Source organism: Streptomyces sp. NPDC058279 (assembly GCF_042881255.1).
Taxonomy (GTDB): Bacteria; Actinomycetota; Actinomycetes; order Streptomycetales; family Streptomycetaceae; genus Streptomyces.
Map to the genome: position 1 here is coordinate 20,828 of NZ_JBHVYA010000005.1, position 21,167 is coordinate 41,994.

Genomic DNA, 21,167 nt, shown 5'->3' on the forward strand with positions numbered 1-21,167 from the left:
TGAAGCCGACGGGTCTCGTCTTCCATGCCGGGGCGGATACGCAGGCCGGCTGGTGCTCGGCGGCCGTCCGAGGCGTGACTGGCCTCGGTGATTTCGTACCGGGCCGACGACCCCCGGACGTCATTGGCCCGGTGGCTCGCACCCAACTGCTCCGCCCAGGAGGAGACGGCAGCCACAGCCGGGTGGTCCAGCGGCATCCCCAAAGCGCACTCTGGCCCCGCCTTGGGGATGCTCCGCCAGACGGAGCCGGAATGCTGGATCGCCTCGACCCACCAGGACGGCGCCGCTGGGCCCACGGGCCGCGGTCGGGGAAGCCACACCGGCGGACGCCGTCCCGATGCTGCCCGCCGAAGAAGGAGATCGGCGGCTCTCAGGTAGGCCACATCGCACACCTGGCTGCGGGCCCGCAGCGCCGAGAACGTGGCGCTGCAGCGGCTGTGTGCCTCTTCATCCTTCCCGGCGTAGACGAGCGCCTCGCGTGCCGACGAGGCCCGTCCGTGCGCCGCGGCGGAGAGCTGCCCCAGCTTTCTTAGTCGGCCCAGTGACTGGTCCCACCCCGCATCGACCGACCGCATCGGCCCGCCCTTCCTCGATAGCAGGGCCGTTTGGCGTTGGATTCGCCCACGGCAGACGACAATCACGCCCAAACGACTGGAACCTTCCGTTCGCGCATGTCAACGTACAACACCCGCGAGAAACAGCAGATCAGTGCAGGGTCTGTGCCTGATCCAGAGCGCCCCATCCGTGCGGGTACTCCGATCCGTTCACTGTTCTATCCGGCTAACCATGGAGGGTCTCCTGCCCAACACCACCCTGCTTTCGCTTCGTCTGACTGCCCCGCTTCTGTTCGCCCTCGGCTCCACCTGTGCCTTTTTCGCACAGCTGCACCGTGACTACGCCGCCATCGCCGTATCTCTTTGCCTCTGCGTGTGCGCGGCAGCGCTCCTCGCCGAGGACCTCCTCCAGGAGAGTTACCGGCGTGACCGCGCCGTACTGGTCTACGTGGCCTCACACCCTGGTGCTATTCCAGGCCAGGCCTCCCGCGCCCTGGGCATCACTAAGAGGCGCGCGACCCGGGATTCCGCCCGCCTCACCCGCGATGGACTGCTGTTTCTCGTGGAAGAGGTCGCCGACCCGCTCTTCTGCTCCTACCGGTTGGCCACGCATCGGTGGTGCGACGGGGCGTGAGCCGCGAGGTGCTCGGTGGCTCCGTCCCTACATAGCAGACGATCCCCGGTCAGCCAAACCGGGGATTCTCCAGACCATTGATGAAGTTCGCACCGACTACTTGGCGGTGGGCAGTGCGCGCGTATCAGTCCATCAAGGCTGCCTTCCTTGTCTGAGGTCTGTGCAATTTCCTGCATCAGATCCCAATGGTCCCGGCGTGAATCGAAGGAAATCCCGTGTGCGACAAGCTGCTCTCGGTGCCCAGTGTTGCCCAAATTCTGGATGTAAGCCGGCGGTCCGCGTACCGCTACATAGCCCTGGGTGAGCTGTCAGTGTTGATCTTCGGACAGAGACCGAAAGGTCGCGGGTTCGGATTCCCAGTGGGGATGTACGCGAACTCGTCCGGCGGCGCACTGCAGCGTCGTCGATGGTAGTCGTGCGGACGATTGCTCGGGGCCGCTGGAGATTCCAAAGCAGAACTCCGGTGGCTTCCCCGCCCTTGATTCTCTACTGAAGGAGTTTCTCCTTGCTGGGCCCCACCAAGCCAACCCAGGATTCGGCACCCCGCAGTGCAACCTCCATGAACCGCGCGTTTCTTGGTGTGGCGGAAGCGGCTGCGTACCTCGGTCTCTCGCCCCGGACGCTGTACGTCTGGCGTCACCGCCGTCAGGGGCCGCCGAGTTTCCGTATGGGAGCCCGCGGGCGCGTTACGTACCGGATCGACGCCCTCGACGCCTGGATACGCGAGCAGGAGCAGGCGGACTCCTGCTCGAATCCTGCTTTGAACCCTGTGAGCGCTGCGCCGTACCGGCGCCGTGCCGACTACTCGGCAACCGCCTGAGGCCTCCAGGCCTACGGCCCGCGACCCCCTATCCGTAAGGAAGTACTTGGCCGGCTACATCGAAGACCGATGGATAAACAAGAAGAAGGACCCCGTCACCGGCAAGCGGGAGCGATCCGCCCGCTACGGGAAAGGCACCCGGTATCGAGTCGCCAGAATCCCGGGCGTCCGGGACATGTCGTTCGACACCCTGGAGGATGCGAAGGCGTGGCTGCGCCGGGCCGGTACCGACAGCGAGCGGGGCGAGTTCGTCGACCCGCGTGACGGCTCCATCACAGTCGCCGACTACGTCACCCGGTACTGGAAGGCGGGCGTGCGGGGTGCGCCGGGCACGATCAAGCGGGTCGACGAACGCGTACGTCTCCACATCCTTCCGCACCTCGGCTCAGTGGCTCTGAGGGACATCTCTGCGACCGTCCTGCGCGGTTACGTCGCCACACTCGAAGGCGAGTGCGCACCCCGCTACGCCCGCCAGATCCTCACGTCCCTCTCGAACATCTTCGAGACGGCGATCGACGACAAGCGCCTCGTCCGCAATCCGATGCGTGCCAAGTCGGTGCGCTGGCCTAAGGTACCGGAGGACCTGCGGGAGATCTGGCCGCTGGAGACCGCGCAGCGCGTGCGGGACGTCATCAACCCGCGCTACCGGGTCGCGGTTGTGGTCGCCCTCGGATGCGGGCTACGTCAGGGGGAGGTCTTCGGCCTCTCGCCGCTGGACGTCGACTTCGAACGCGGTGTCATCCGCGTGCGGCGCCAGGTTCAACTACTCAACGGCCGTTTGTACTTCGCGCTGCCCAAGGGTGGGAAGACGCGTATCGTCGACATGCCTCCCTCGGTCGCGGCCGAGTTGCTCGCCCATTTCCTAGAGCACCCGGCTGTTGAGGTCGAGTTGCCGTGGGGCGGTCCTGAGCCCGAGCGGGAGAAGCAGGCCTTCCCGCTCGTCCTGACCACGACGTACGGCAATGCGATCCGCGCGAACATCTTCAACGACGAGAACTGGAAGCCTGCCCTCGCGAAGGCAGGTGTCATCCCCTTCGGGAGAAGGGGAAGCGCTGGAAGGCATCTCGCAAGGACGGCTTCCACGTCCTCCGGCACACCTACGCCTCAGTCATCCTCGAAGCCGGCGAATCCGTCGTCACCCTCGCCCGGTGGCTCGGCCACTCCAGTCCGACCATCACCCTCGACCACTACGCCCACTTCATGCCCGAAGCTGGTGGGAAGGGACGAGCGGCCGTCGACGCGCTGCTCGGCGTGGCTCCCCAGTACGTCCCAGAGAACCTCACCACGGCATGAGAAACGGGTGGCACAGCGCATGCTGTGCCACCCGTTCTGCTGTGGTGACGCCCCATGCGTAGGTGCCAGGGTAGGTGGTGTCGCCGATCGTGGGTTGGAAGCTGGCGGGCTGGTGAGGGTCTCGACGGGTCGGGGACGGCGAGGCGTCACCAGGTTGCTCGACCACGTGACCAGCCGCTGAGGCATGGTGATTGACCTCGTGCTGTCCCGCTCTACCAAGCGTGGAGGCGAGCTTCCCACTGTGTCTATGGCGTCAGCGACAAGACGCTCGACCGGAGTCGCCCGTTAGAGACCGACGGCTTGGTCGACCACTCCTTACCTTCACGGTCCTGTCGTATCGCCACCCACGCCGATGACATCGCCGCCAGATCAGCCACTCGGCGCGGTGGGGCTCACTCTCGGTGATGTTCCACGAGGGCGGCTTGCCTGAGGTCGGGCTGCATCAGACGTGCGGAACGGCAGGTGAGGGTGAAGTGGCTTGCTCCCCAGCGGAGTGGATTCCCCCCAGATTCCCCCCAGGCCCTCGGAGGTGGCCTTTTAGATCGTTCGCGAATGTGAAGTTGATCAACGGCGTCGATGTGCTGACTAGAGCCAGTCGCGCTTCTTGAAGATGACGTACAGGCTCGTGCAGACCACCGCCATCAGCAGGATTGCGAAAGGGTAGCCCGCTGCCCAATGTAGCTCGGGCATGGCATCGAAGTTCATACCGTAGATCGTTCCCACCAACGTGGGTGCAAAGAGGATGGCCGCCCATGAGGAGATCTTCTTGATCTCCTCGTTCTGTTCGAAGCCGGCTTCCGCCAAGGCGCGCATTTCCGCGTTCTGTTGTTGCGAGACCAGGGTTGCGTTGACCGTCAGGATCTCGGTAAGGGCCTGGCGGAAGCCGTCCACGCGTTCGCTGGTGTGGGTGACGTGGTCGGCGACGTCGCGGAGGTAGCGCTGGAGTTCCTCGTCCGTGCCGTACTTCGCGAAGCCGGCCATCAGGCCGTGGAGCATGCCGACCAGAGGGCGGGTGGCGCGCTGGAACTCGACCATTTCGCGGGAGAGTTCGTAGATGCGGCGTGAGACCTCCGGGTCGCCGCGGAAGACCTCGGTCTCGATCTCGTCGATGTCGTTCTGGACGCCCTCCACGACCGGGGCGTAGCCGTCGACCACCGCGTCGAGGATGGCGTACAGGGCGGCCTCCGGGCCGAGGGAGAGGAGTTCCGGAGCGGCCTCCATGCGGCGGCGGACCGCCGAGAGGTCGGGGGCGGCGCCGTGGCGGACCGTGATGAGGAAGTCCGGGCCCACGAAGATGTGGAGTTCGCCGAAGTCCACCTCCTCCGGCGCGTCCAGGTAGCGCGCGGCGCGCAGGACGACGAAGAGGGTGTCGCCGTAGCGCTCCAGCTTGGGGCGCTGGTGGGCCTCCAGGGCGTCTTCGACGGACAGCGGGTGCAGGTTGAACTCCGCCGCCAGGGAGTGGAGTTCGGCCTCTGTCGGGCGGTGTAGGCCGATCCACGCCATGCCGTCGCTCTGGTCGCGCAACTGTCGGAAGGTGTCGGCGAGGGTGGCCGGGGAGGCCACCCGGCGGCCGTCGCGGTATACGGCGGAGTCGACCACGCTGCGGTGGTCCGACGGTGTCGGCGCGGAGGGCCGCGGTCGGCCCGTGCGCGACGAGGGGCGGCGGTCTGGGCGCTCCGGCATCGCAGTCAGCTCCCGTGGCTTGGCGAACGTACGTTTACGGGCGAGAAGCAGGATATACGGGCGAAAGGGGACGGCGGGGGCGGCGGCCGACGACGTCGCGGACCGAAGGTGTCCGCAAGCCGCGTTAGCGTGCGGGCATGGCCTCCACCACCACCCATCCGGTACTCGGCACCCGTGCGCTCAACCGTGCCACGCTCGCCCGCCAGCTCCTGCTCCACCGCGCCCGGATGTCCGCGGTCGACGCCGTCGCCCACCTCGTCGGACTCCAGGCGCAGAACGTCCGGCCGCCCTACTTCCAACTGCACGCCCGCCTCGCCGGCTTCCGCCCCGCCGAGCTGGCCGGCCTGATGGAGTCCCGGGAGGTGGTCCGCATGGTCACGATGCGCTCCACCCTCCACACGCACACCGCGCACGACGCCCTCACCCTCAGGCCGCTCGTCCAGGACGCCCGGGACCGGGAGGTCGGGTACTTCCGGGCCGGACTCACCGGAGTGGACCTCGACCGGCTGGCGCGGACCGCGCGGGCCTTCGTGGAGGCCGAGCCGCGCACCATGGCGGAGATCCGGCGCGAACTCCTCACCCACTGGCCGGACGCCGACCCGCAGGCCCTGTCCGTCGCCGCCCGCTGCCGGCTCCCGCTCGTGCAGGTCACGCCGCGCGGCGTGTGGGGCCGCAGCGGGCAGGTCCGGCTCACCACCGCCGAGCACTGGCTCGGGCGCCCGGCAGGGGAGCCGCAGCGCCTGGACGAGGTGGTGCCGCGCTACCTCGGCGCCTTCGGGCCCGCCTCCGTCAAGGACATGCAGAGCTGGGCGGGGCTGACCCGGCTCCGGGACGCCTTCGAGCGGCTGAGGCCGAGTCTGCTCGTCTTCCGGGACGAGAACGGTGCCGAGCTGTTCGATCTCCCCGACGCGCCCCGACCCGATCCGGACACCCCCGCCCCGCCCCGCTTCCTGCCCGAGTTCGACAACCTCCTGCTCTCGCACGCCGACCGCAGCCGGGTCGTTCCCCCGCATGTCAAGGGACGCAGTTGGACGGGGAACCAGGCCCACCGCACCCTGCTGGTCGACGGGTTCCTCGCCGGGCTCTGGACGGCGGAGGCGGGGGTGCTCACCGTAGAGCTGTTCAGCACGGTGACGAAGGAGGCCGAAGCGGAAATCGTCGCCGAGGGGGAACGGCTCCTCGCGGAGATGGAGATCGAGACGGGCCCGGGGGCGGAGACGAGCCCCGGGACGGGCCCGGGGACGCGCGGGACCCCGGCCGGCCGGGGCGGGGTCCGCTTCGGGTCAATCCGGCGCTGACGCCGTCTAGTGATCCACAGCGTCACGCGGCACGATGCCTCACATGACGGAGAACAGCGCCACCGCACAGTTCCTGGCCGCCCGCGACTTCCTGCTCGAACGCCGAGGGGACTACGAAGCCGCCCGGGCCGGTTTCACCTGGCCCCGCCCCGAGCGCTTCAACTGGGCCCTGGACTGGTTCGACCACATCGCCGCCGGGAACGGGGCCGACGCCCTGCGGATCGTCGAGGAGGACGGCACGAGCCGGGGGGTCTCCTTCGGGGAGCTGTCCGTGCGCTCGGACTCGGCCGCGAACTGGCTGCGCGCCCAAGGCGTCGCCGCGGGCGACCGCATCCTGGTCATGCTCGGCAACCAGCGCGAGCTGTGGGAAGTGATGCTCGCCGCGATGAAGCTGCGCGCGGTGGTCATCCCCGCCACCCCGCTGCTCGGCGCGGCCGACCTGCGCGACCGGGTCGAGCGCGGGCAGGTGCGCCACGTCATCGTGCGCGACGAGGACACCGGCAAGTTCGACGAGGTGCCCGGCGCCTACACCCGCATCGCCGCGGGGCCGCGGGTGCCCACCGGATGGCGCCGCCTGGAGGACATGTACCAGGCGGCCGGCGGCTTCACGCCCGACGGCGAGACCCGCGCCGACGACCCCCTGATGCTCTACTTCACCTCCGGCACCACCGCCCGCCCCAAGCTGGTCGAGCACACGCACGCGTCCTACCCGGTCGGGCACCTGTCCACCATGTACTGGCTCGGACTGCGTCCCGACGACGTCCACCTCAACATCGCGTCGCCCGGCTGGGCCAAGCACGCCTGGTCCAACCTCTTCGCGCCCTGGAACGCGGGCGCGACGGTGTTCGTCTACAACTACACCCGCTTCGACGCCGAGCGGCTGATGGCGGAGATGGACCGGGGTGGCGTCACCACCTTCTGCGCCCCGCCGACCGTCTGGCGGATGCTGATCCAGTCCGACCTGGGCCTGCTCCGCAACCCGCCGCGCGAGGCCGTCGCCGCGGGCGAGCCGCTCAACCCGGAGGTCATCGAGAAGGTCCGCCAGGCGTGGGGCATCACCATCCGCGACGGATTCGGCCAGACCGAGACCACCCTCCAGATCGGCAACTTCCCGGGCGTCCCGGTCAAGCCCGGCTCGATGGGCCGTCCCGCGCCCGGCTACGAGATCGTGCTGCTCGACCCCGTCACCGGTAAGGAGTCCCCCGACGAGGGCGAGCTCTGCGTCGACCTGCGGACCCGCCCCGCCGGGGTGATGACGGGCTATCGCGACGACCCCGAGCGGACGGCCGAGGCGATGGCGGACGGCCGCTACCGCACCGGGGACATCGCCTCGCGCGACGCCGACGGCTACCTCACCTACGTGGGCCGGTCCGACGACGTCTTCAAGGCGTCCGACTACAAGATCAGTCCGTTCGAGCTGGAGAGCGCCCTGCTGGAGCACGAGGCGGTCGCCGAGGCGGCCGTCGTCCCGGCCCCCGACCCGCTGCGGCTCGCCGTCCCCAAGGCGTACGTCACGCTCGCCGCCGGCTGGGAACCGGGGGAGGAGACGGCCCGGGTGCTGTTCGAGCACTCCCGGGCCGTGCTGTCCCCGTACAAGAGGATCCGCCGCATCGAGTTCGGCGAGCTCCCGAAGACCGTGTCCGGCAAGATCCGCCGGGTGGAGCTGCGGGAGCTCACCGAAGCCGGTTCCACCACGGAGTACGACGAGGCCGACCTCGGCTGACCCGGAAGCCGGAAGCCGGAAGCCGGAAGCCGGACAGGGCGCGTGGGATCAGGCCGGCAGCTGCGCCTCGATCGCCGCGATCACCTCGGGCGCCTCCGGCTCGGTGCGCGGGCGGAAGCGCGCCACGACCTCACCGGCGGGGGAGATCAGGAACTTCTCGAAGTTCCACTGGATGTCCCCCGCCTCGCCGTCCGCGTCCGGGGTCTTCACCAGCTCCTGGTACAGCGGGTGCCGGTTCTCGCCGTTGACCTCCGACTTCTCCAGCATCGGGAACGTCACGCCGAAGCCCGCCGCGCAGAACGTCTGGATGTCGTCCGCCGAACCCGGCTCCTGGCCGCCGAACTGGTTGCACGGCACGCCGATGACCGTGAAGCCCTTCTCCTCGTACTTGAACTGGAGCCGGGCCAGTCCGGAGTACTGCGGGGTGAGGCCGCACTGCGAGGCGGTGTTCACCAACAGGATCGCCTTGCCCTTGTGGGCGGCCAGGCTGGTGGGCTCGTCGGACAGGGTGGTCAGCGGGATGTCGTACAGGCCCATCGGGTCTCCTCGGCAGACGCGGTTAAGGAATACCCCCGAGATTAGGGCCCCGTACCGACGAGTGCGTCCGCCGGGTCGTTGACCGGCTGGGGCATCCCCGTGAGATCCATGACGAACAGCGGTATCCCCAGGTCGTCGGCGCGCGCCCGGGCGTCCGAGGTGTACCCGGCGAGGGAGAAGTAGACGCTCGTCGCGGAGGCCGTCAGCCCGTTCAGCCAGACGCACTCCACCGCCCGCAGCCCGGCCGGCGCCGTACTCGGGTCCACCTGGGCCACGACTCCCGGGGCCCGGAGGTCCACCGCCGCGGACGGTATCGGCGGCCCGTCGGGCTGCCGTACGTCGCGGAAGCCGAGCCAGCGCAGGTACAGCGCGGCCGTCGCCACCGCGTCCCGGGCCGTACGGATGGTCACGGGCCGAAACGGCGGCCGTGACACCGGCGGCCCCGCCGCCGCGGCCCCGTCCGGCCCCCGCCCCGCCCCTCGCCCCGCCGCCCCTCGACCCGTTCCCGGACCGGCGCCACGGCCCGGCTCCTGACCCTGCCCTCGGAACGGGACCCGCCCCGGGGCCGAGCCGTCCCGCGGCCCCTCCCCGGCACCCGGCCGCCCGGCCGCCGTCGGGCCCGCGCCGGGGCGCCCGCCGGTCCCGACCCCCTCCGCCCGGACGCCGTCCCCCGCTCCCGCCACGCCGTCCCAGGGGCCGAGGCCGTCCCACGACGGCTCGGGCGGGTGGACCGGAACCAGCACCACCGTCCCGCAGGAGCCGCACCCCACCTCCGGGTGCGGCCACTCGCTCTCGCGCCCGCACGCCGCGCACCGTACGGTCACCCAGCTGTCCGTCCACGTCCGGTGCGTCAGCGGCAGCGGGGGCGCGGCCAGGTCCAGCGGCGGGGTGATCGGACTTCCGCACGCGCACGGGTAGACCGGCGCCGTGTACCCGTTCTCGCGCTGGCACGCCGGACAGCGCACCGGTACCGCTTCCGCCATGAGACCTGGACCCCCTCCGTCGCTGTGCGTAGGTCCATGCTCCACCACGCGCGACCGGCCGGGGCCGCGTCACCCCCTTTTCCCGCCACGGGGGCCGCGATTTGTGCGACCGACCGACCGAGAAGCGGCTTTTGGTGGTTTCCGGGGTGTCGAAGCGCCTTGACGTGCGCGGAACTCGCCGCTTAGCTTGTTCCGTATAGCAGAACAAAACTTCCGTATGACGGAAACTGCCTGACCGCCACACCGCAGGAGACCTCGATGCCTCGTATGACAGCCGCCGCCGCTGCAGTGGAGATCCTCAAGCGCGAGGGTGTCGCGCACGCGTTCGGCGTCCCCGGCGCCGCGATCAACCCGTTCTACCGGGAGCTCAAGAACGTCGGTGGCATCAAGCACACCCTCGCCCGCCACGTCGAGGGCGCCTCGCACATGGCGGAGGGCTACACCCGCACCGCGCCCGGCAACATCGGCGTCTGCATCGGTACCTCCGGTCCGGCCGGCACCGACATGATCACCGGCCTGTACTCGGCGATCGCGGACTCCATCCCGATCCTGTGCATCACCGGCCAGGCCCCGGTCTCCAAGCTGCACAAGGAAGACTTCCAGGCCGTCGACATCGCCTCGATCGCCAAGCCGGTCACCAAGAAGGCCACGACCGTCCTGGAGGCCGCGCAGGTCCCGGGCGTGTTCCAGGAAGCCTTCCACCTGATGCGCTCCGGCCGTCCCGGCCCGGTCCTCATCGACCTGCCGATCGACGTCCAGCTGACCGAGATCGAGTTCGACCCCGAGACCTACGAGCCGCTGCCGGTCTACAAGCCGCGCGCCACCCGCGCCCAGGCGGAAAAGGCCGTCCGCTTCCTGCTGGACTCCGAGCGCCCGCTGATCGTCGCCGGTGGCGGCATCATCAACGCCGACGCCGCCGACCTCCTGGTCGAGTTCGCCGAGCTGACCAACGTCCCGGTCATCTCCACCCTCATGGGCTGGGGCGTCATCCCCGACGACCACGAGCTGAGCGCGGGCATGGTCGGCGTCCAGACCTCGCACCGCTACGGTAACGCGACGTTCCTGGAGTCGGACTTCGTCCTCGGCATCGGCAACCGCTGGGCCAACCGTCACACCGGTTACAACCTGGACGCCTACCTCGGCGACCGCAAGTTCGTCCACGTCGACATCGAGCCCACCCAGATCGGCAAGATCTTCGCCCCGGACTTCGGCATCGCCTCCGACGCCAAGGCCGCGCTGGAGCTCTTCATCGAGATCGCCAAGGAGCTCAAGGCCGAGGGCAAGCTCCCGGACTACAGCGCCTGGGTCGCATCGCACCTGGAGCGCAAGGGCACGCTGCAGCGCCGTACGCACTTCGACAACATCCCCATGAAGCCGCAGCGCGTCTACGAGGAGATGAACAAGGCGTTCGGCCCGGAGACCCGCTACGTCACCACCATCGGTCTGTCCCAGATCGCCGGTGCGCAGATGCTGCACGTCTTCAAGCCGCGCCACTGGATCAACTGCGGCCAGGCCGGCCCGCTCGGCTGGACCATCCCGGCCGCGCTGGGTGTCGCCTCCGCCGACCCGGAGAACCCGGTCGTCGCGCTCTCCGGTGACTACGACTTCCAGTTCATGCTGGAAGAGCTGGCCGTCGGCGCGCAGCACAAGATCCCGTACGTCCACGTCCTGGTGAACAACGCCTACCTGGGCCTGATCCGCCAGGCGCAGGGTGGTCTCGGCATCAACTTCGAGGTCAACCTGGAATTCGAGAACATCAACGCGCCCGAGCTGGGCGTCTACGGCGTCGACCACGTCAAGGTCGTCGAGGGTCTCGGCTGCAAGGCGATCCGCGTCACCGACCCGAACGAGCTGGGCGCCGCCTTCGAGGAGGCCAAGAAGCTGGCCGCCGAGTACAGCGTCCCGGTCGTCGTCGAGGCGATCCTGGAGCGCGTCACCAACATCTCGATGAGCAAGACGGTCGACATGAGCGACGTCACCGAGTTCGAGGAGCTGGCGACCGAGCCGGGTCACGCCCCGACCGCGATCCGCCCGATCACCGCCTGATCCACGGCCTGATCCACCGGCTTCACCGCTTCACCGCTTCAGCGAACGGCCCCCGGAAACCATCATCGGTTTCCGGGGGCCGTTCCCGTTCCGGCCCAGCCCGGGGCGCGGCCGGCGCTCGGCACCTCGACACCGGTCGCGCGCCGGGGGCGGCGGCGGAGACCTCGTAGGTCGGCCGCGCCGATGTGCAGAGCGATCAGGTCCTGCGGTGCCTCGGGCGGCTCGTTGGCGCTCCACGCCCCCGGCCGGCAGCAGGCCGAACACGCGGTCGAAGAGACGGAGTCGGGCGGTCGTGGAAGGCGCACGACCGGTGGCGTTGCCGGAGCGCGAGCCGACCTCGCGCGGCCGCTGGACGCGGAGGGCGTACAGGTGGCCCAGGGCGCGGCCGAGGTGATGGCGGCGGCCCCTGCGGGGTGCGAGGAACGGGCGAGCCGGTGCTCGACCCGATGGACCTCTTCGCGCACGTCTACGCGGAGCAGACCGGGCGGTCGTGCGGGCAGGCGGAGCCGCTGCGCGCCGATGGCCCCCGGCCTGCCGGCCGACCGGGCCACCGTGCCCACACCTCCGGCCGTACGCCGCCCAGTCGGCGGGACCGACGGGTTCTCCCGCCCTGCGGCACGGGCGGGTAGTGATCCGGTGGTGATCCAGGGCAGGATCGTCCGGGCCGCCCTCCGACTGCCGGCGCTCACGGCCCGCGCCGCGGGGGCGGCGTACGGCCGGAAGCCGGCTCCGGGCACGCCGGTGACCGGCCTCGGCCCGAGGATGGTGGTCCCGCCGCTGAAAGACGTCGTCTCCGTCGGGGTGATCGAGTCCGAGGCGGACTCGGCCTTCGAAGTCCTGGGGCCCGTACCGCGGTCGGCCCCGCGGGCAGCGGTTCCGGTGGGGAACATGACCCGGACCCTGCGCCAGTCGACCCGGCCGATCAGGAGGCGGCTCCCGCACCGGGATCAGCGACGCCATGGCCGGTTCTCGGCATGGCACCGATGACCCCCGCCGAAGCCCTCGACACCCTCGGCGCGCCAACTCGCCCCGTCCGCCAGGGCGTGAGGGGGCGTCCGCGCATGACAAAGCGCCGAGTCACGGGACCGTCCGTGACTCGGCGCTTTGGGTATGACCGCCCGACGGTGCGAGGCTGGCGCGACAGGACGTTCGCGCCGCCGGGCGGGGCCGGTGACTTGTGTACAGGGGACTCTGTGCGTGGCCCCTGTACACAAGTGGCTGGGACCGTGGCGGGCGGGCGACGAGAACTCCGGCTTCGTCTCCCTCAGGTCAAGAGACGGGCCTCGGAACCCATTACCACCGCACTGGCTCGCACGCTCGCCACGGTCCTCACGCGGCGCCGGCCACAAGGACCGGCGCTGTCCGCCCGCTCCGCGTACCACCCCTCATCCGGGTCCGCGGTTCGGGCTCAGCACCCGGGGTCTGACCTCCCGTCAGACCCCCGGTACAGCTGGGTGGCTCAGGCGTCGCGCAGGGCGCGGACGGCCTCCTCGACGCGCTTGCCGTAGTCGGCGTCCGCGGCGTGGAAGTGAGCCAGGTTCTTCTCGATGACGTCTTCGAGGGTGACCTGAGACAGGCCGCCCGCGATGTTCGCCACCAGACGCTGCTTCTCGGCCTCCGACATCAGTCGGTAGAGCTCGCCGGCCTGGAAGAAGTTGTCGTCCTTCGTGTGGGCCGGGGCCTCGTGGGTGCCCGTGTAGCCGGAGACGGCCTTCGGGGCGCCGAGGGCGAGACCGGTCTCGGCCGGGCCCTGGTACGAGTTGGGCTCGTAGTTCTTGTCGTGGCGCGAGCCGTTGCGCAGCGCCATGACGCCGTCGCGGCCGTAGTTGTCGGCCTTCGTCGCCTTCGGGGCGTTGACCGGCAGCACGGTGTGGTTCACACCGAGGCGGTAGCGCTGGGCGTCGGCGTACGCGAACAGGCGGCCCTGGAGCATCTTGTCCGGCGAGGCGGTGATGCCCGGGACGAAGTTGTTCGGGGAGAAGGCGGACTGCTCGACCTCGGCGAAGACGTTGTCCGGGTTGCGGTCGAGGACCAGACGGCCCACGCGCTGCAGCGGGTAGTCCGCGTGCGGCCACACCTTGGTGAGGTCGAACGGGTTGAAGCGGTAGTCCGCGGCCTCGGCGGCGGGCATGATCTGGACGTAGAGGGTCCAGCTCGGGTTCACGCCGCGCTCGATGGCCTGGAGCAGGTCCGTCTGGTGCGAGTTGGCGTCCTTGCCGACCAGTTCGGCAGCCTGCTCGGACGACAGGCAGCGGATGCCCTGGTTCGTCTTGAAGTGGTACTTGACGAAGAACGCCTCGCCGCTCTCGTTCGTCCACTGGTAGGTGTGGGAGCCGTAGCCGTTCATGTGACGGTACGACGCCGGGATGCCGCGGTCACCCATCAGCCAGGTGATCTGGTGCGTCGCCTCGGGGGCGTGTGCCCAGAAGTCCCAGACGTTGTCCGGCTCCTGCTTGCCCGTGAAGGGGTCGCGCTTCTGGGAGTGGATGAAGTCGGGGAACTTGATCGGGTCCTTGATGAAGAACACCGGGGTGTTGTTGCCGACGAGGTCGTAGTTGCCCTCTTCGGTGTAGAACTTCAGCGCGAAGCCACGCGGGTCGCGGACGGCGTCCGCGCCACCGAGGGAGTCCGCGACGGTGGAGAACCGCAGGAAGGTCTCGGTCTTCTTGCCGACCGTGTTCAGGAAGGCGGCGCTGGTGTACGCGGTGACGTCGTCGGTCACCTCGAAGTAGCCGTACGCGGCCGAGCCGCGGGCGTGCACCACGCGCTCCGGGATGCGCTCACGGTTGAAGCGGGCGAGCTTCTCAAGGAGCTGCTGGTCCTGGATCAGGAGCGGGCCACCGACGCCGGCGGTGGCGGAGTTCTGGTTGTCGGCGACCGGGGCGCCGGACTCGGTCGTCAGCGTGCGCTTCGACATGGTGACCTTCCGTACGGGTAACTGCTGAGACGGAAGGCGTCTTCCGTCATGCGGAACAGCCTAATTTCGGCGTGAACACGACGTCAACAGTTTGTTGAAAGAAAGAGTGTGGAGGTAATCCGGACGGTGCCGGCGCTTGGGCGCGACAGGACAGGTGTCAGCACCGGCACCATCCGGAAACTCGGGGTCCCCCTGGGGGGAGCGTCCGGGTCGGCGTGGCGGACCCGGGAAGGGGCCTGACGAAGGGCCCGAGGGCGGGCCCCCGGATCAGACCTGGGCGCCGGAGAGGCGCTCGACCGCGCGGAGCAGCGCCGAGTGGTCCAGGCCGCCGTCACCCTGGGCGCGCAGCGAGGCGACCAGCTGGGCGACGACCGCGCCGACCGGGAGGGCCGCACCGACGTTGCGGGCGGCGTCGGTGACGATGCCCATGTCCTTGTGGTGCAGGTCGATCCGGAAGCCGGGCTTGAAGTCGCGGTTCAGGAAGTTGTCCTTCTTGCGGGTCAGGACCGTGGAGCCGGCCAGACCGCCGTTGAGGACGTCCAGGGCGGCCTGCAGGTTCACGCCGGACTTCTCCAGGAAGACGACGGCCTCGGCGCACGCCTGGATGTTGACCGCGACGATGAGCTGGTTGGCGGCCTTCACCGTCTGGCCGGAGCCGTGCGGGCCGCACAGGACGATGGTCTTGCCGAGCGTCTCCAGGATCGGGAGGGCCGCGTCGAAGTCGGCCTGCTCGCCACCCACCATGATCGACAGGACGGCCTCGATGGCACCGGCCTCGCCGCCGGACACCGGGGCGTCGATGACGCGGATGCCCTTCTCCGCGGCGTTCTTCGCGAGGTCGACCGAGGTCTGCGGGGTGATCGACGACATGTCGATGATCAGCGCGCCGGACTTGGCGTTCGCGAGGATGCCCTCGGGGCCGTAGTTGATGGCCTCGACGTGCGGGGAGGCGGGCACCATCGTGATGATCACGTCGGCGTCCTTGACGGCCTCGGCGATCGAGCCGGCCGCGGTGCCGCCGGCGGCGGCCAGGCGCTCCAGCTTGTCCTGCTCCAGCGTGTAGCCGGTCACCGAGTAGCCGGCCTTGATCAGGTTCTCGGACATGGGGGAGCCCATGATGCCGAGGCCGATCCAGGCGATCGAGGGAAGCGCAGTGGAGGTGCTCATGATGAGGGTCCTTCTCTTAATGCTTTGTACGAAAAGTGCGGGGGGTGCCTGGCTGATCGCCCGGACTTGGTCCGCCTACTTGGCGGCGCGGGCCTCGGCCGGCAGCCACGCGAAGGACGCGGCCGCGTCGGCGGCCTTGTACTCCAGGCCGACGTAGCCCTCGTATCCGGCCTTCTTCAGCTGGTCGAGGAGCTCTTCGAGGGGCAGCTCGCCGGTGCCGGGGGCACCGCGACCCGGCTTGTCGGCGATCTGGACGTGCCCGGTCTTGGCGGCGTACTTTTCGATGACCTCGGAGAGGTCCTCATCGTTCATCGCCAGGTGGTACAGGTCGAGCAGGAACTTGGCGTTGCCGAGACCGGTGGCCTCGTTGACCTTGTCCACGATCTCGATGCCGGCCGGGGCGCTCACCAGCGGGTAGAGCGGCGACTCCGGCTTGTTGAGGGTCTCGATCAGGAGGATCGCGCCCACCCGGTCCGCGGCCTTGGCGGCCGTGACCAGGTTCTTGAGGGCGAGCTCGTCCTGGACCGCGGGGTCCACGCCGTCGACGCGGTTGCCGTAGAGGGCGTTGAGCGCCTTGCAGCCGACCGAGGCCGCGAAGTCGGCGGCCACGTTGATGTTGGCGTTGAAGCGGTCGGACTCCTCACCGGGTACCGAGACCGCGCCGCGGTCCGGGCCCGGAAGCTGTCCGGCGTAGAAGTTCAGGCCCACCAGCTGGGTGCCCGCGTCCTCAAGAGCCTTCTTGAGGGCGTCGAGCTCCGCCTGGGCGGGAGTGGGGGTCTCGATCCAGGGCCACCACAGCTCGACCGCCGTGAAGCCGGCCGCGGCGGCGGCCGCGGGACGCTCCAGGAGCGGGAGTTCCGTGAAGAGGATCGAAAGGTTTACATCGAAGCGCTGGTCCGTGTATCCCATGAGGGGTGTGCGCTCCTTCCGTATTGCGGAAGTTAGTTTCTGCTTGATGGAAGACTGCATGGAGGTTCGCGTGGCTGTCAAGTGCGAGCTCCCGAAAAGTCCCGGCCGCGGGGTAGCTTGGCCCGCGTGCGATTGAGAGTGGAGTTCACGACCGAGCCCTTCGATCTCGAAGAGGCTCCCGCCCATGCCGTGGCCGCGCGCGAGGTCATCCAGCGGGCTCGGCTCGACGCGGTGGACGTCGGCCCGTTCGGCAACACCGCCGAAGGGCAGTCCGACGAGGTGCTGACCGCCGTGGCCGCGCTGCTGCGGGGCGCCCTGGAGGCCGGGGCGACCCGGGTGTCCCTCCAGGTCAATGTGATCCCGGAAGGCGGCACCCCGTGACCGAGCCCCGCGATCACCCCTTCGTCGCCGCCGTCAAGCCGCTGGTCGACGCGATGGGCGGCGAGCTGATGGATCCCGCCCAGGCGCAGCCCGACGACGTCGTGCTCAGCTGGGAGGGTCAGGAGCTGCTCGCCGTCCGCCTGCCCCAGCTCTCCGACTCGCTGGACCACATCCTGGCCGCGCTGGAGCGCCGGCACGGCGTACCGTTGGCCCGGCTCGACCGGAAGGCCAAGCAGGACGTGGTGCGGATACTGGAGGCGCGGGGCGCGTTCTCCGTGCGGCACGGCGTGGAGACGGTCGCCGGCGCCCTGGGCGTCAGCCGCTTCACCGTCTACAACTACCTGAACAGGGACTCCAACCCGCCCAAAGGGACCGAGAAGAACAGCCGATCGTGAGCGTTCGCTGACCCATGGTGACCAGCCGCCGTCCGATTCACCCGGGCGGCGGCTTTTGTGTACGGGAAGTTTCAACAAAGTGTTGACGGGGTGTTGTGGAGGGCGTTAGCTATGCGCAGCCCGTCAAAAAGCAACAACAGGCCACGGAGGTCTACCCGTGACTTCGAGTCCGACCCCGGGTCTCACCCGGTTCAACGCCTTGGACGACAGTGCGGCCACGGCCGTACTGCACGAGGTGTGCGCCAGTTCGGCATGGGGCGGCAAGCTGCTCGCCCAGCGCCCCTTCACCACCGTCGAGGCACTCTTCTCGGCCAACGAGTCCGCCATGGCGGAGCTCACCGCCGAGGACCTCGCCGAGGCGATGGCGGGACACGCTCCGATCGGCCGCCCGAAGCCGGGAGACCCGACCTCCGCCCGCGAGCAGCGCGGCATGGCCGGCGCCTCCGAAGAGCTCCGCACCGAGCTCCTCGAACTGAACCTGGCGTACCAGGAGAAGTTCGGCCACGTCTTCCTCATCTGCGCCACCGGTGCGACCGGTGAGTTCATGCGGGACGCGGTCAAGGTCCGGATCGAGAACTCGCCGGAACAGGAGCGGGAAATCGCCCGCGGCGAGCTCGTGAAGATCAACCGGATCCGCCTGACCCGACTCGTGGAGGAAGAGAGCGCATGAGCACTGACACCACCGCTTCGGTGTCCACGCACATCCTGGACACCAGCATCGGCCGCCCCGCCGAGGGCGTCGCCATCTCCCTGTCGGCCCGTACGGGCCTCGACGGGCAGTGGGCGCCCCTGGGCGGCTCCGCCACCGACGCGGACGGCCGATGCAAGGACCTCCCGGCCCTGCCGGAGGGCATCACCCACGTACGTCTCGACTTCGAGACCGAGTCGTACTTTTCGAAGAAGCAAGCCGAGGCGCAGCAGGACGCCCCCCGCGTAAGGGACAGCGGTGCGTTCTTCCCCGAGGTCACCATCACTTTCGCGGTGAACCCGGGCGAGCATTACCACGTACCGCTGCTGCTCAACCCGTTCGGCTACTCCGTTTACCGAGGGAGCTAGCATGGCCACGATTCTGGGCCAGAACCAGTACGGCAAAGCAGAGAACCGCGTCGTCAAGATCACGCGGGACGGCGACACGCACCACATCAAGGACCTGAACGTCTCGGTCGCCCTCTCGGGCGACATGGACGACGTCCACTACTCCGGCTCGAACGCCAACTGCCTGCCGACCGACACCACCAAGAACACGGTGTACGCGTTCGCCAAGGAGCACGGCATCGAGTCCGCCGAGCAGTTCGGCATCCACCTGGCGCGTTGGTTCGTCAACAGCCAGGAGCCGATCCAGCGCGCGCGCATCCGGATCGAGGAGTACGCCTGGGAGCGCATCCCCACCTCCGACGCGAACTCGAAGTTCATCGGGTCGGACGAGGTGAAGCACTCCTTCGTCCGTCAGGGCCAGGAGACCCGGGTCACCCAGGTCACGTACGACGGCACCAACTGGGAGGTCATCTCCGGCCTCAAGGACCTCGTCGTCATGAACTCCACGAACTCCGAGTTCTGGGGTTACGTGAAGGACAAGTACACGACGCTGAAGGAGGCCTACGACCGCATCCTGGCCACCCAGGTGTCGGCTCGCTGGCGCTACAGCTGGTCGGACGACGAGCAGCGGATGCCCAACTGGGAGAAGTCCTACGCCGAGGCGCGCAAGCACATGCTGCACGCCTTCGCGGAGACCTACTCCCTCTCGCTCCAGCAGACCCTGTACCAGATGGGTTCGCGCATCATCAACCACCGTTCGGAGATCGACGAGGTCCGCTTCTCGCTCCCGAACAAGCACCACTTCCTCGTCGACCTGGAGCCCTTCGGCCTCAAGAACGACAACGAGGTCTACTTCGCGGCGGACCGCCCGTACGGTCTGATCGAGGCGACGGTCCTGCGTGACGGCGTCGACGCCCGTATCCCCGTGGACATGACCAACCTCTGATGCGGCACGCGCGTCCCGGGGCTCCGCAGTGGCCCCGGGACGGCGCGACACCTCCACACCTTCTGAATCGGCACCCGGACGCATCACACGGGGCGGCAGTACTGTCAGCTGTCAAGGCCCCCGGCTCCGGCACTCAATTCCCCTGGGTTTTGCCGGGCCCGCACCGCCACTGAAAGTACGAGGACGTCCCATGGCAGCATCAGCAGCCCCGGACAGCGCCGCCGAGCGCATCGTCATCCAGAACTGCGCGATCGCGACCGTCGACGCCAACGACACCGAATACGCCTCGGGTCACATCGTCGTCGCCGGCAACAAGATCGAGTCCATCGGCGCGGGCAGGGCCCCCGAGAACCTCGACAACGTCGTCCGCCGGATCGACGGCACCGGGCACCTCGTGACCCCCGGTCTGGTCAACACGCACCACCACTTCTACCAGTGGATCACGCGTGGTCTGGCCACCGACCACAACCTCTTCGACTGGCTCGTCGCGCTGTACCCGACCTGGGCGCGCATCGACGAGCAGATGGTGTACACGGCCGCCCAGGGCTCCCTGGCGATGATGGCCAAGGGCGGCGTCACCACCGCCATGGACCACCACTACGTCTTCCCCAAGGGCTCCGGCGATCTCTCCGGCGCGATCATCCGCGCCGCGTCCGAGATGGGCGTCCGCTTCACCCTCGCCCGCGGCTCCATGGACCGCAGCGTGAAGGACGGCGGCCTGCCGCCGGACCACGCCGTCGAGACCCTCGAAGGCGCGCTCGCCGACACCGAGGCGACCGTCAAGAAGCACCACGACCACTCCTTCGACGCGATGACCCAGGTCGCCGTCGCGCCGTGCTCCCCCTTCTCCGTCTCCACCGAGCTGCTCAGGCAGGGCGCCGAGCTGGCCCGCCGGCTGGGCGTGCGCATGCACACGCACGGCAGCGAGACCGTCGAGGAGGAGCAGTTCTGCAAGGAACTGTTCGGCATGGGCCCGACCGACTACTTCGAGTCGACCGGCTGGCTCGGCGAGGACGTGTGGATGGCGCACAGCGTCCACATGAACGACTCCGACATCGCCGCGTTCGCCCGCACCAAGACCGGTGTCGCGCACTGCCCGTCCTCCAACGCCCGGCTGGCCGCCGGCATCGCCCGCGTCCCGGACATGCTCGCCGCCGGGGTACCGGTCGGTCTCGGCGTGGACGGCACCGCCTCCAACGAGTCCGGTGAGCTGCACACCGAGCTGCGCAACGCGCTGCTCATCAACCGCCTGAACCCCGTCCACCGCGAGCGCGCCCTCAACGCGCGCCAGGCCCTGCGGCTGGGTACGTACGGTGGCGCCCAGGTCCTCGGCCGCGCCGACAACATCGGTTCGCTGGAGGCCGGCAAGCTCGCCGACCTGGTGATGTGGAACCTGGGCACGCTGGCCCACTCCTCCATCGCCGACCCGGTCACCGCGCTCGTGTTCGGCGCGGCGGCCCCGGTGACCCTCTCGCTGGTCAACGGCAAGCAGATCGTCGAGAACAACCGACTCCTCTTCGCCGACGAGGACGCGATCGCCGTGTCCACGCGGGAAGAGGCCCAGCGCCTGGCGCGCATCTCCGCCCAGGGCTGATCCCCCGGCCCGCGCCGGGGAACACCACCCGGCCACCGCCGGGAGGCATCCCCAGGAGTCCGGTCGGGGGGGACGGCCCCCGACCGGCGGGCGCGGCCCCCCCCCGGGGGGGCGGGCGCCGCCCCCCGCCCCGCCCGCGGCGGGCGCGCCCGGGGTCGCCCCGCTGACCGACGCGCCGCCCCAGGGGGCCGGCCAGGCCCCCCGGCGCACCGCCCCCCGGCTGCGACGCCGCCCCCCCCGGGGGCTGAAGGC

At 69.4% G+C, this 21,167-nt stretch carries 18 protein-coding genes; 12 read left to right on the plus strand and 6 right to left on the minus strand.

The genetic code is table 11. The annotated features are described in order from the left end of the window. Positions 1 to 786 precede the first annotated feature (786 nt). From ACFVXJ_RS11995 to ACFVXJ_RS12005, 3 genes are all read left to right on the plus strand, one after another. A complete protein-coding gene (locus ACFVXJ_RS11995) occupies positions 787 to 1,188 on the plus strand; it encodes a MarR family transcriptional regulator (protein WP_389661594.1) in 402 nt (133 codons plus the stop codon). 559 nt (positions 1,189 to 1,747) lie between these two features. Then, on the plus strand, positions 1,748 to 2,008 hold the full coding sequence (locus ACFVXJ_RS12000) for a helix-turn-helix transcriptional regulator (protein WP_389661903.1): 261 nt from the start codon (positions 1,748 to 1,750) through the stop codon (positions 2,006 to 2,008). 1,110 nt (positions 2,009 to 3,118) lie between these two features. Further along, complete coding sequence (locus tag ACFVXJ_RS12005) at positions 3,119 to 3,301, plus strand: integrase (RefSeq protein ID WP_389661904.1); 183 nt, start codon at positions 3,119 to 3,121, stop codon at positions 3,299 to 3,301. A gap of 585 nt (positions 3,302 to 3,886) precedes the next feature. On the opposite strand, the gene ACFVXJ_RS12010 is transcribed toward ACFVXJ_RS12005, so the two are convergent. Beyond that, positions 3,887 to 4,984 carry a magnesium and cobalt transport protein CorA gene (locus ACFVXJ_RS12010; protein ID WP_389661595.1) on the minus strand — a complete coding sequence of 366 codons (1,098 nt, stop codon included), beginning with the start codon at positions 4,982 to 4,984 and terminating at the stop codon, positions 3,887 to 3,889. Positions 4,985 to 5,121: 137 nt separating this feature from the next. Between ACFVXJ_RS12010 and ACFVXJ_RS12015 the strand changes: the two genes are divergently transcribed. Together ACFVXJ_RS12015 and ACFVXJ_RS12020 are read left to right on the plus strand one after the other, a co-directional pair. After that, positions 5,122 to 6,282, plus strand: coding sequence for a winged helix DNA-binding domain-containing protein (locus ACFVXJ_RS12015; RefSeq protein WP_389661596.1), 1,161 nt, complete (start codon positions 5,122 to 5,124; stop codon positions 6,280 to 6,282). Positions 6,283 to 6,325: 43 nt separating this feature from the next. Next, a complete protein-coding gene (locus tag ACFVXJ_RS12020) occupies positions 6,326 to 8,005 on the plus strand; it encodes an AMP-binding protein (RefSeq protein WP_389661597.1) in 1,680 nt (559 codons plus the stop codon). Positions 8,006 to 8,053: 48 nt separating this feature from the next. Here ACFVXJ_RS12020 and ACFVXJ_RS12025 read toward each other — a convergent pair whose 3' ends face one another. Both ACFVXJ_RS12025 and ACFVXJ_RS12030 read right to left on the minus strand, forming a co-directional pair. Further along, positions 8,054 to 8,542 (minus strand): glutathione peroxidase, encoded by a 489-nt coding sequence (locus ACFVXJ_RS12025; RefSeq protein WP_361308142.1) that lies wholly within the window; start codon positions 8,540 to 8,542, stop codon positions 8,054 to 8,056. Positions 8,543 to 8,583: 41 nt separating this feature from the next. Next, positions 8,584 to 8,952: a hypothetical protein gene (locus ACFVXJ_RS12030; protein WP_389661598.1), complete on the minus strand. Its 369-nt coding sequence runs from the start codon at positions 8,950 to 8,952 to the stop codon at positions 8,584 to 8,586. A gap of 831 nt (positions 8,953 to 9,783) precedes the next feature. On the opposite strand from ACFVXJ_RS12030, the gene gcl reads away from it, so the two are divergent. Then, positions 9,784 to 11,571 carry a glyoxylate carboligase gene (gene gcl, locus ACFVXJ_RS12035; RefSeq protein WP_389661599.1) on the plus strand — a complete coding sequence of 596 codons (1,788 nt, stop codon included), beginning with the start codon at positions 9,784 to 9,786 and terminating at the stop codon, positions 11,569 to 11,571. Between the two features lie 1,459 nt (positions 11,572 to 13,030). Here gcl and ACFVXJ_RS12040 read toward each other — a convergent pair. The 3 genes from ACFVXJ_RS12040 to ACFVXJ_RS12050 all read right to left on the minus strand — a co-directional run bounded on the left by ACFVXJ_RS12040 (position 13,031) and on the right by ACFVXJ_RS12050 (position 16,564). Further along, a complete protein-coding gene (locus ACFVXJ_RS12040; RefSeq protein WP_389661600.1) occupies positions 13,031 to 14,488 on the minus strand; it encodes a catalase in 1,458 nt (485 codons plus the stop codon). Between the two features lie 267 nt (positions 14,489 to 14,755). Continuing rightward, complete coding sequence (locus ACFVXJ_RS12045; protein WP_190186555.1) at positions 14,756 to 15,655, minus strand: 2-hydroxy-3-oxopropionate reductase; 900 nt, start codon at positions 15,653 to 15,655, stop codon at positions 14,756 to 14,758. Positions 15,656 to 15,730: 75 nt separating this feature from the next. Then, entirely contained in the window at positions 15,731 to 16,564 is an 834-nt protein-coding gene (locus ACFVXJ_RS12050) for a TIM barrel protein (RefSeq protein ID WP_361308134.1), read from the minus strand. A 126-nt stretch (positions 16,565 to 16,690) separates the two neighbouring features. On the opposite strand from ACFVXJ_RS12050, the gene ACFVXJ_RS12055 reads away from it, so the two are divergent. The 6 genes from ACFVXJ_RS12055 to ACFVXJ_RS12080 all read left to right on the plus strand — a co-directional run bounded on the left by ACFVXJ_RS12055 (position 16,691) and on the right by ACFVXJ_RS12080 (position 20,915). Beyond that, a complete protein-coding gene (locus ACFVXJ_RS12055) occupies positions 16,691 to 16,945 on the plus strand; it encodes a hypothetical protein (RefSeq protein WP_389661601.1) in 255 nt (84 codons plus the stop codon). Further along, positions 16,942 to 17,340: a helix-turn-helix domain-containing protein gene (locus ACFVXJ_RS12060; protein ID WP_389661602.1), complete on the plus strand. Its 399-nt coding sequence runs from the start codon at positions 16,942 to 16,944 to the stop codon at positions 17,338 to 17,340. Before ACFVXJ_RS12055 ends, ACFVXJ_RS12060 begins: the two co-directional genes overlap by 4 nt. Positions 17,341 to 17,497: 157 nt before the next feature. Continuing rightward, on the plus strand, positions 17,498 to 18,010 hold the full coding sequence (gene uraD, locus ACFVXJ_RS12065; RefSeq protein WP_389661603.1) for a 2-oxo-4-hydroxy-4-carboxy-5-ureidoimidazoline decarboxylase: 513 nt from the start codon (positions 17,498 to 17,500) through the stop codon (positions 18,008 to 18,010). Further along, positions 18,007 to 18,396, plus strand: coding sequence for a hydroxyisourate hydrolase (uraH, locus tag ACFVXJ_RS12070; RefSeq protein ID WP_389661604.1), 390 nt, complete (start codon positions 18,007 to 18,009; stop codon positions 18,394 to 18,396). The genes uraD and uraH overlap by 4 nt, the downstream gene beginning before the upstream one ends. 1 nt (position 18,397) lies before the next feature. Next, positions 18,398 to 19,321, plus strand: a complete 924-nt coding sequence (gene pucL, locus ACFVXJ_RS12075; protein ID WP_389661605.1) for a factor-independent urate hydroxylase — start codon at positions 18,398 to 18,400, stop codon at positions 19,319 to 19,321. A gap of 190 nt (positions 19,322 to 19,511) precedes the next feature. Then, positions 19,512 to 20,915, plus strand: coding sequence for an 8-oxoguanine deaminase (locus tag ACFVXJ_RS12080; protein WP_389661606.1), 1,404 nt, complete (start codon positions 19,512 to 19,514; stop codon positions 20,913 to 20,915). Positions 20,916 to 21,167 lie beyond the last annotated feature (252 nt).

Coding starts and splice junctions, on each gene's coding strand:
- ACFVXJ_RS12010 (WP_389661595.1), bottom strand. CDS start 4,984: ATGCCGGAGCGCCCAGACCGCCGCCCCTCGTCGCGCACGGGCCGACCG.
- ACFVXJ_RS12050 (WP_361308134.1), bottom strand. CDS start 16,564: ATGGGATACACGGACCAGCGCTTCGATGTAAACCTTTCGATCCTCTTC.
- ACFVXJ_RS12025 (WP_361308142.1), bottom strand. CDS start 8,542: ATGGGCCTGTACGACATCCCGCTGACCACCCTGTCCGACGAGCCCACC.
- ACFVXJ_RS12080 (WP_389661606.1), top strand. CDS start 19,512: ATGGCAGCATCAGCAGCCCCGGACAGCGCCGCCGAGCGCATCGTCATC.
- pucL (WP_389661605.1), top strand. CDS start 18,398: ATGGCCACGATTCTGGGCCAGAACCAGTACGGCAAAGCAGAGAACCGC.
- ACFVXJ_RS12000 (WP_389661903.1), top strand. CDS start 1,748: ATGAACCGCGCGTTTCTTGGTGTGGCGGAAGCGGCTGCGTACCTCGGT.
- ACFVXJ_RS11995 (WP_389661594.1), top strand. CDS start 787: ATGGAGGGTCTCCTGCCCAACACCACCCTGCTTTCGCTTCGTCTGACT.
- ACFVXJ_RS12015 (WP_389661596.1), top strand. CDS start 5,122: ATGGCCTCCACCACCACCCATCCGGTACTCGGCACCCGTGCGCTCAAC.
- ACFVXJ_RS12040 (WP_389661600.1), bottom strand. CDS start 14,488: ATGTCGAAGCGCACGCTGACGACCGAGTCCGGCGCCCCGGTCGCCGAC.
- uraH (WP_389661604.1), top strand. CDS start 18,007: ATGAGCACTGACACCACCGCTTCGGTGTCCACGCACATCCTGGACACC.
- ACFVXJ_RS12020 (WP_389661597.1), top strand. CDS start 6,326: ATGACGGAGAACAGCGCCACCGCACAGTTCCTGGCCGCCCGCGACTTC.
- gcl (WP_389661599.1), top strand. CDS start 9,784: ATGCCTCGTATGACAGCCGCCGCCGCTGCAGTGGAGATCCTCAAGCGC.
- ACFVXJ_RS12045 (WP_190186555.1), bottom strand. CDS start 15,655: ATGAGCACCTCCACTGCGCTTCCCTCGATCGCCTGGATCGGCCTCGGC.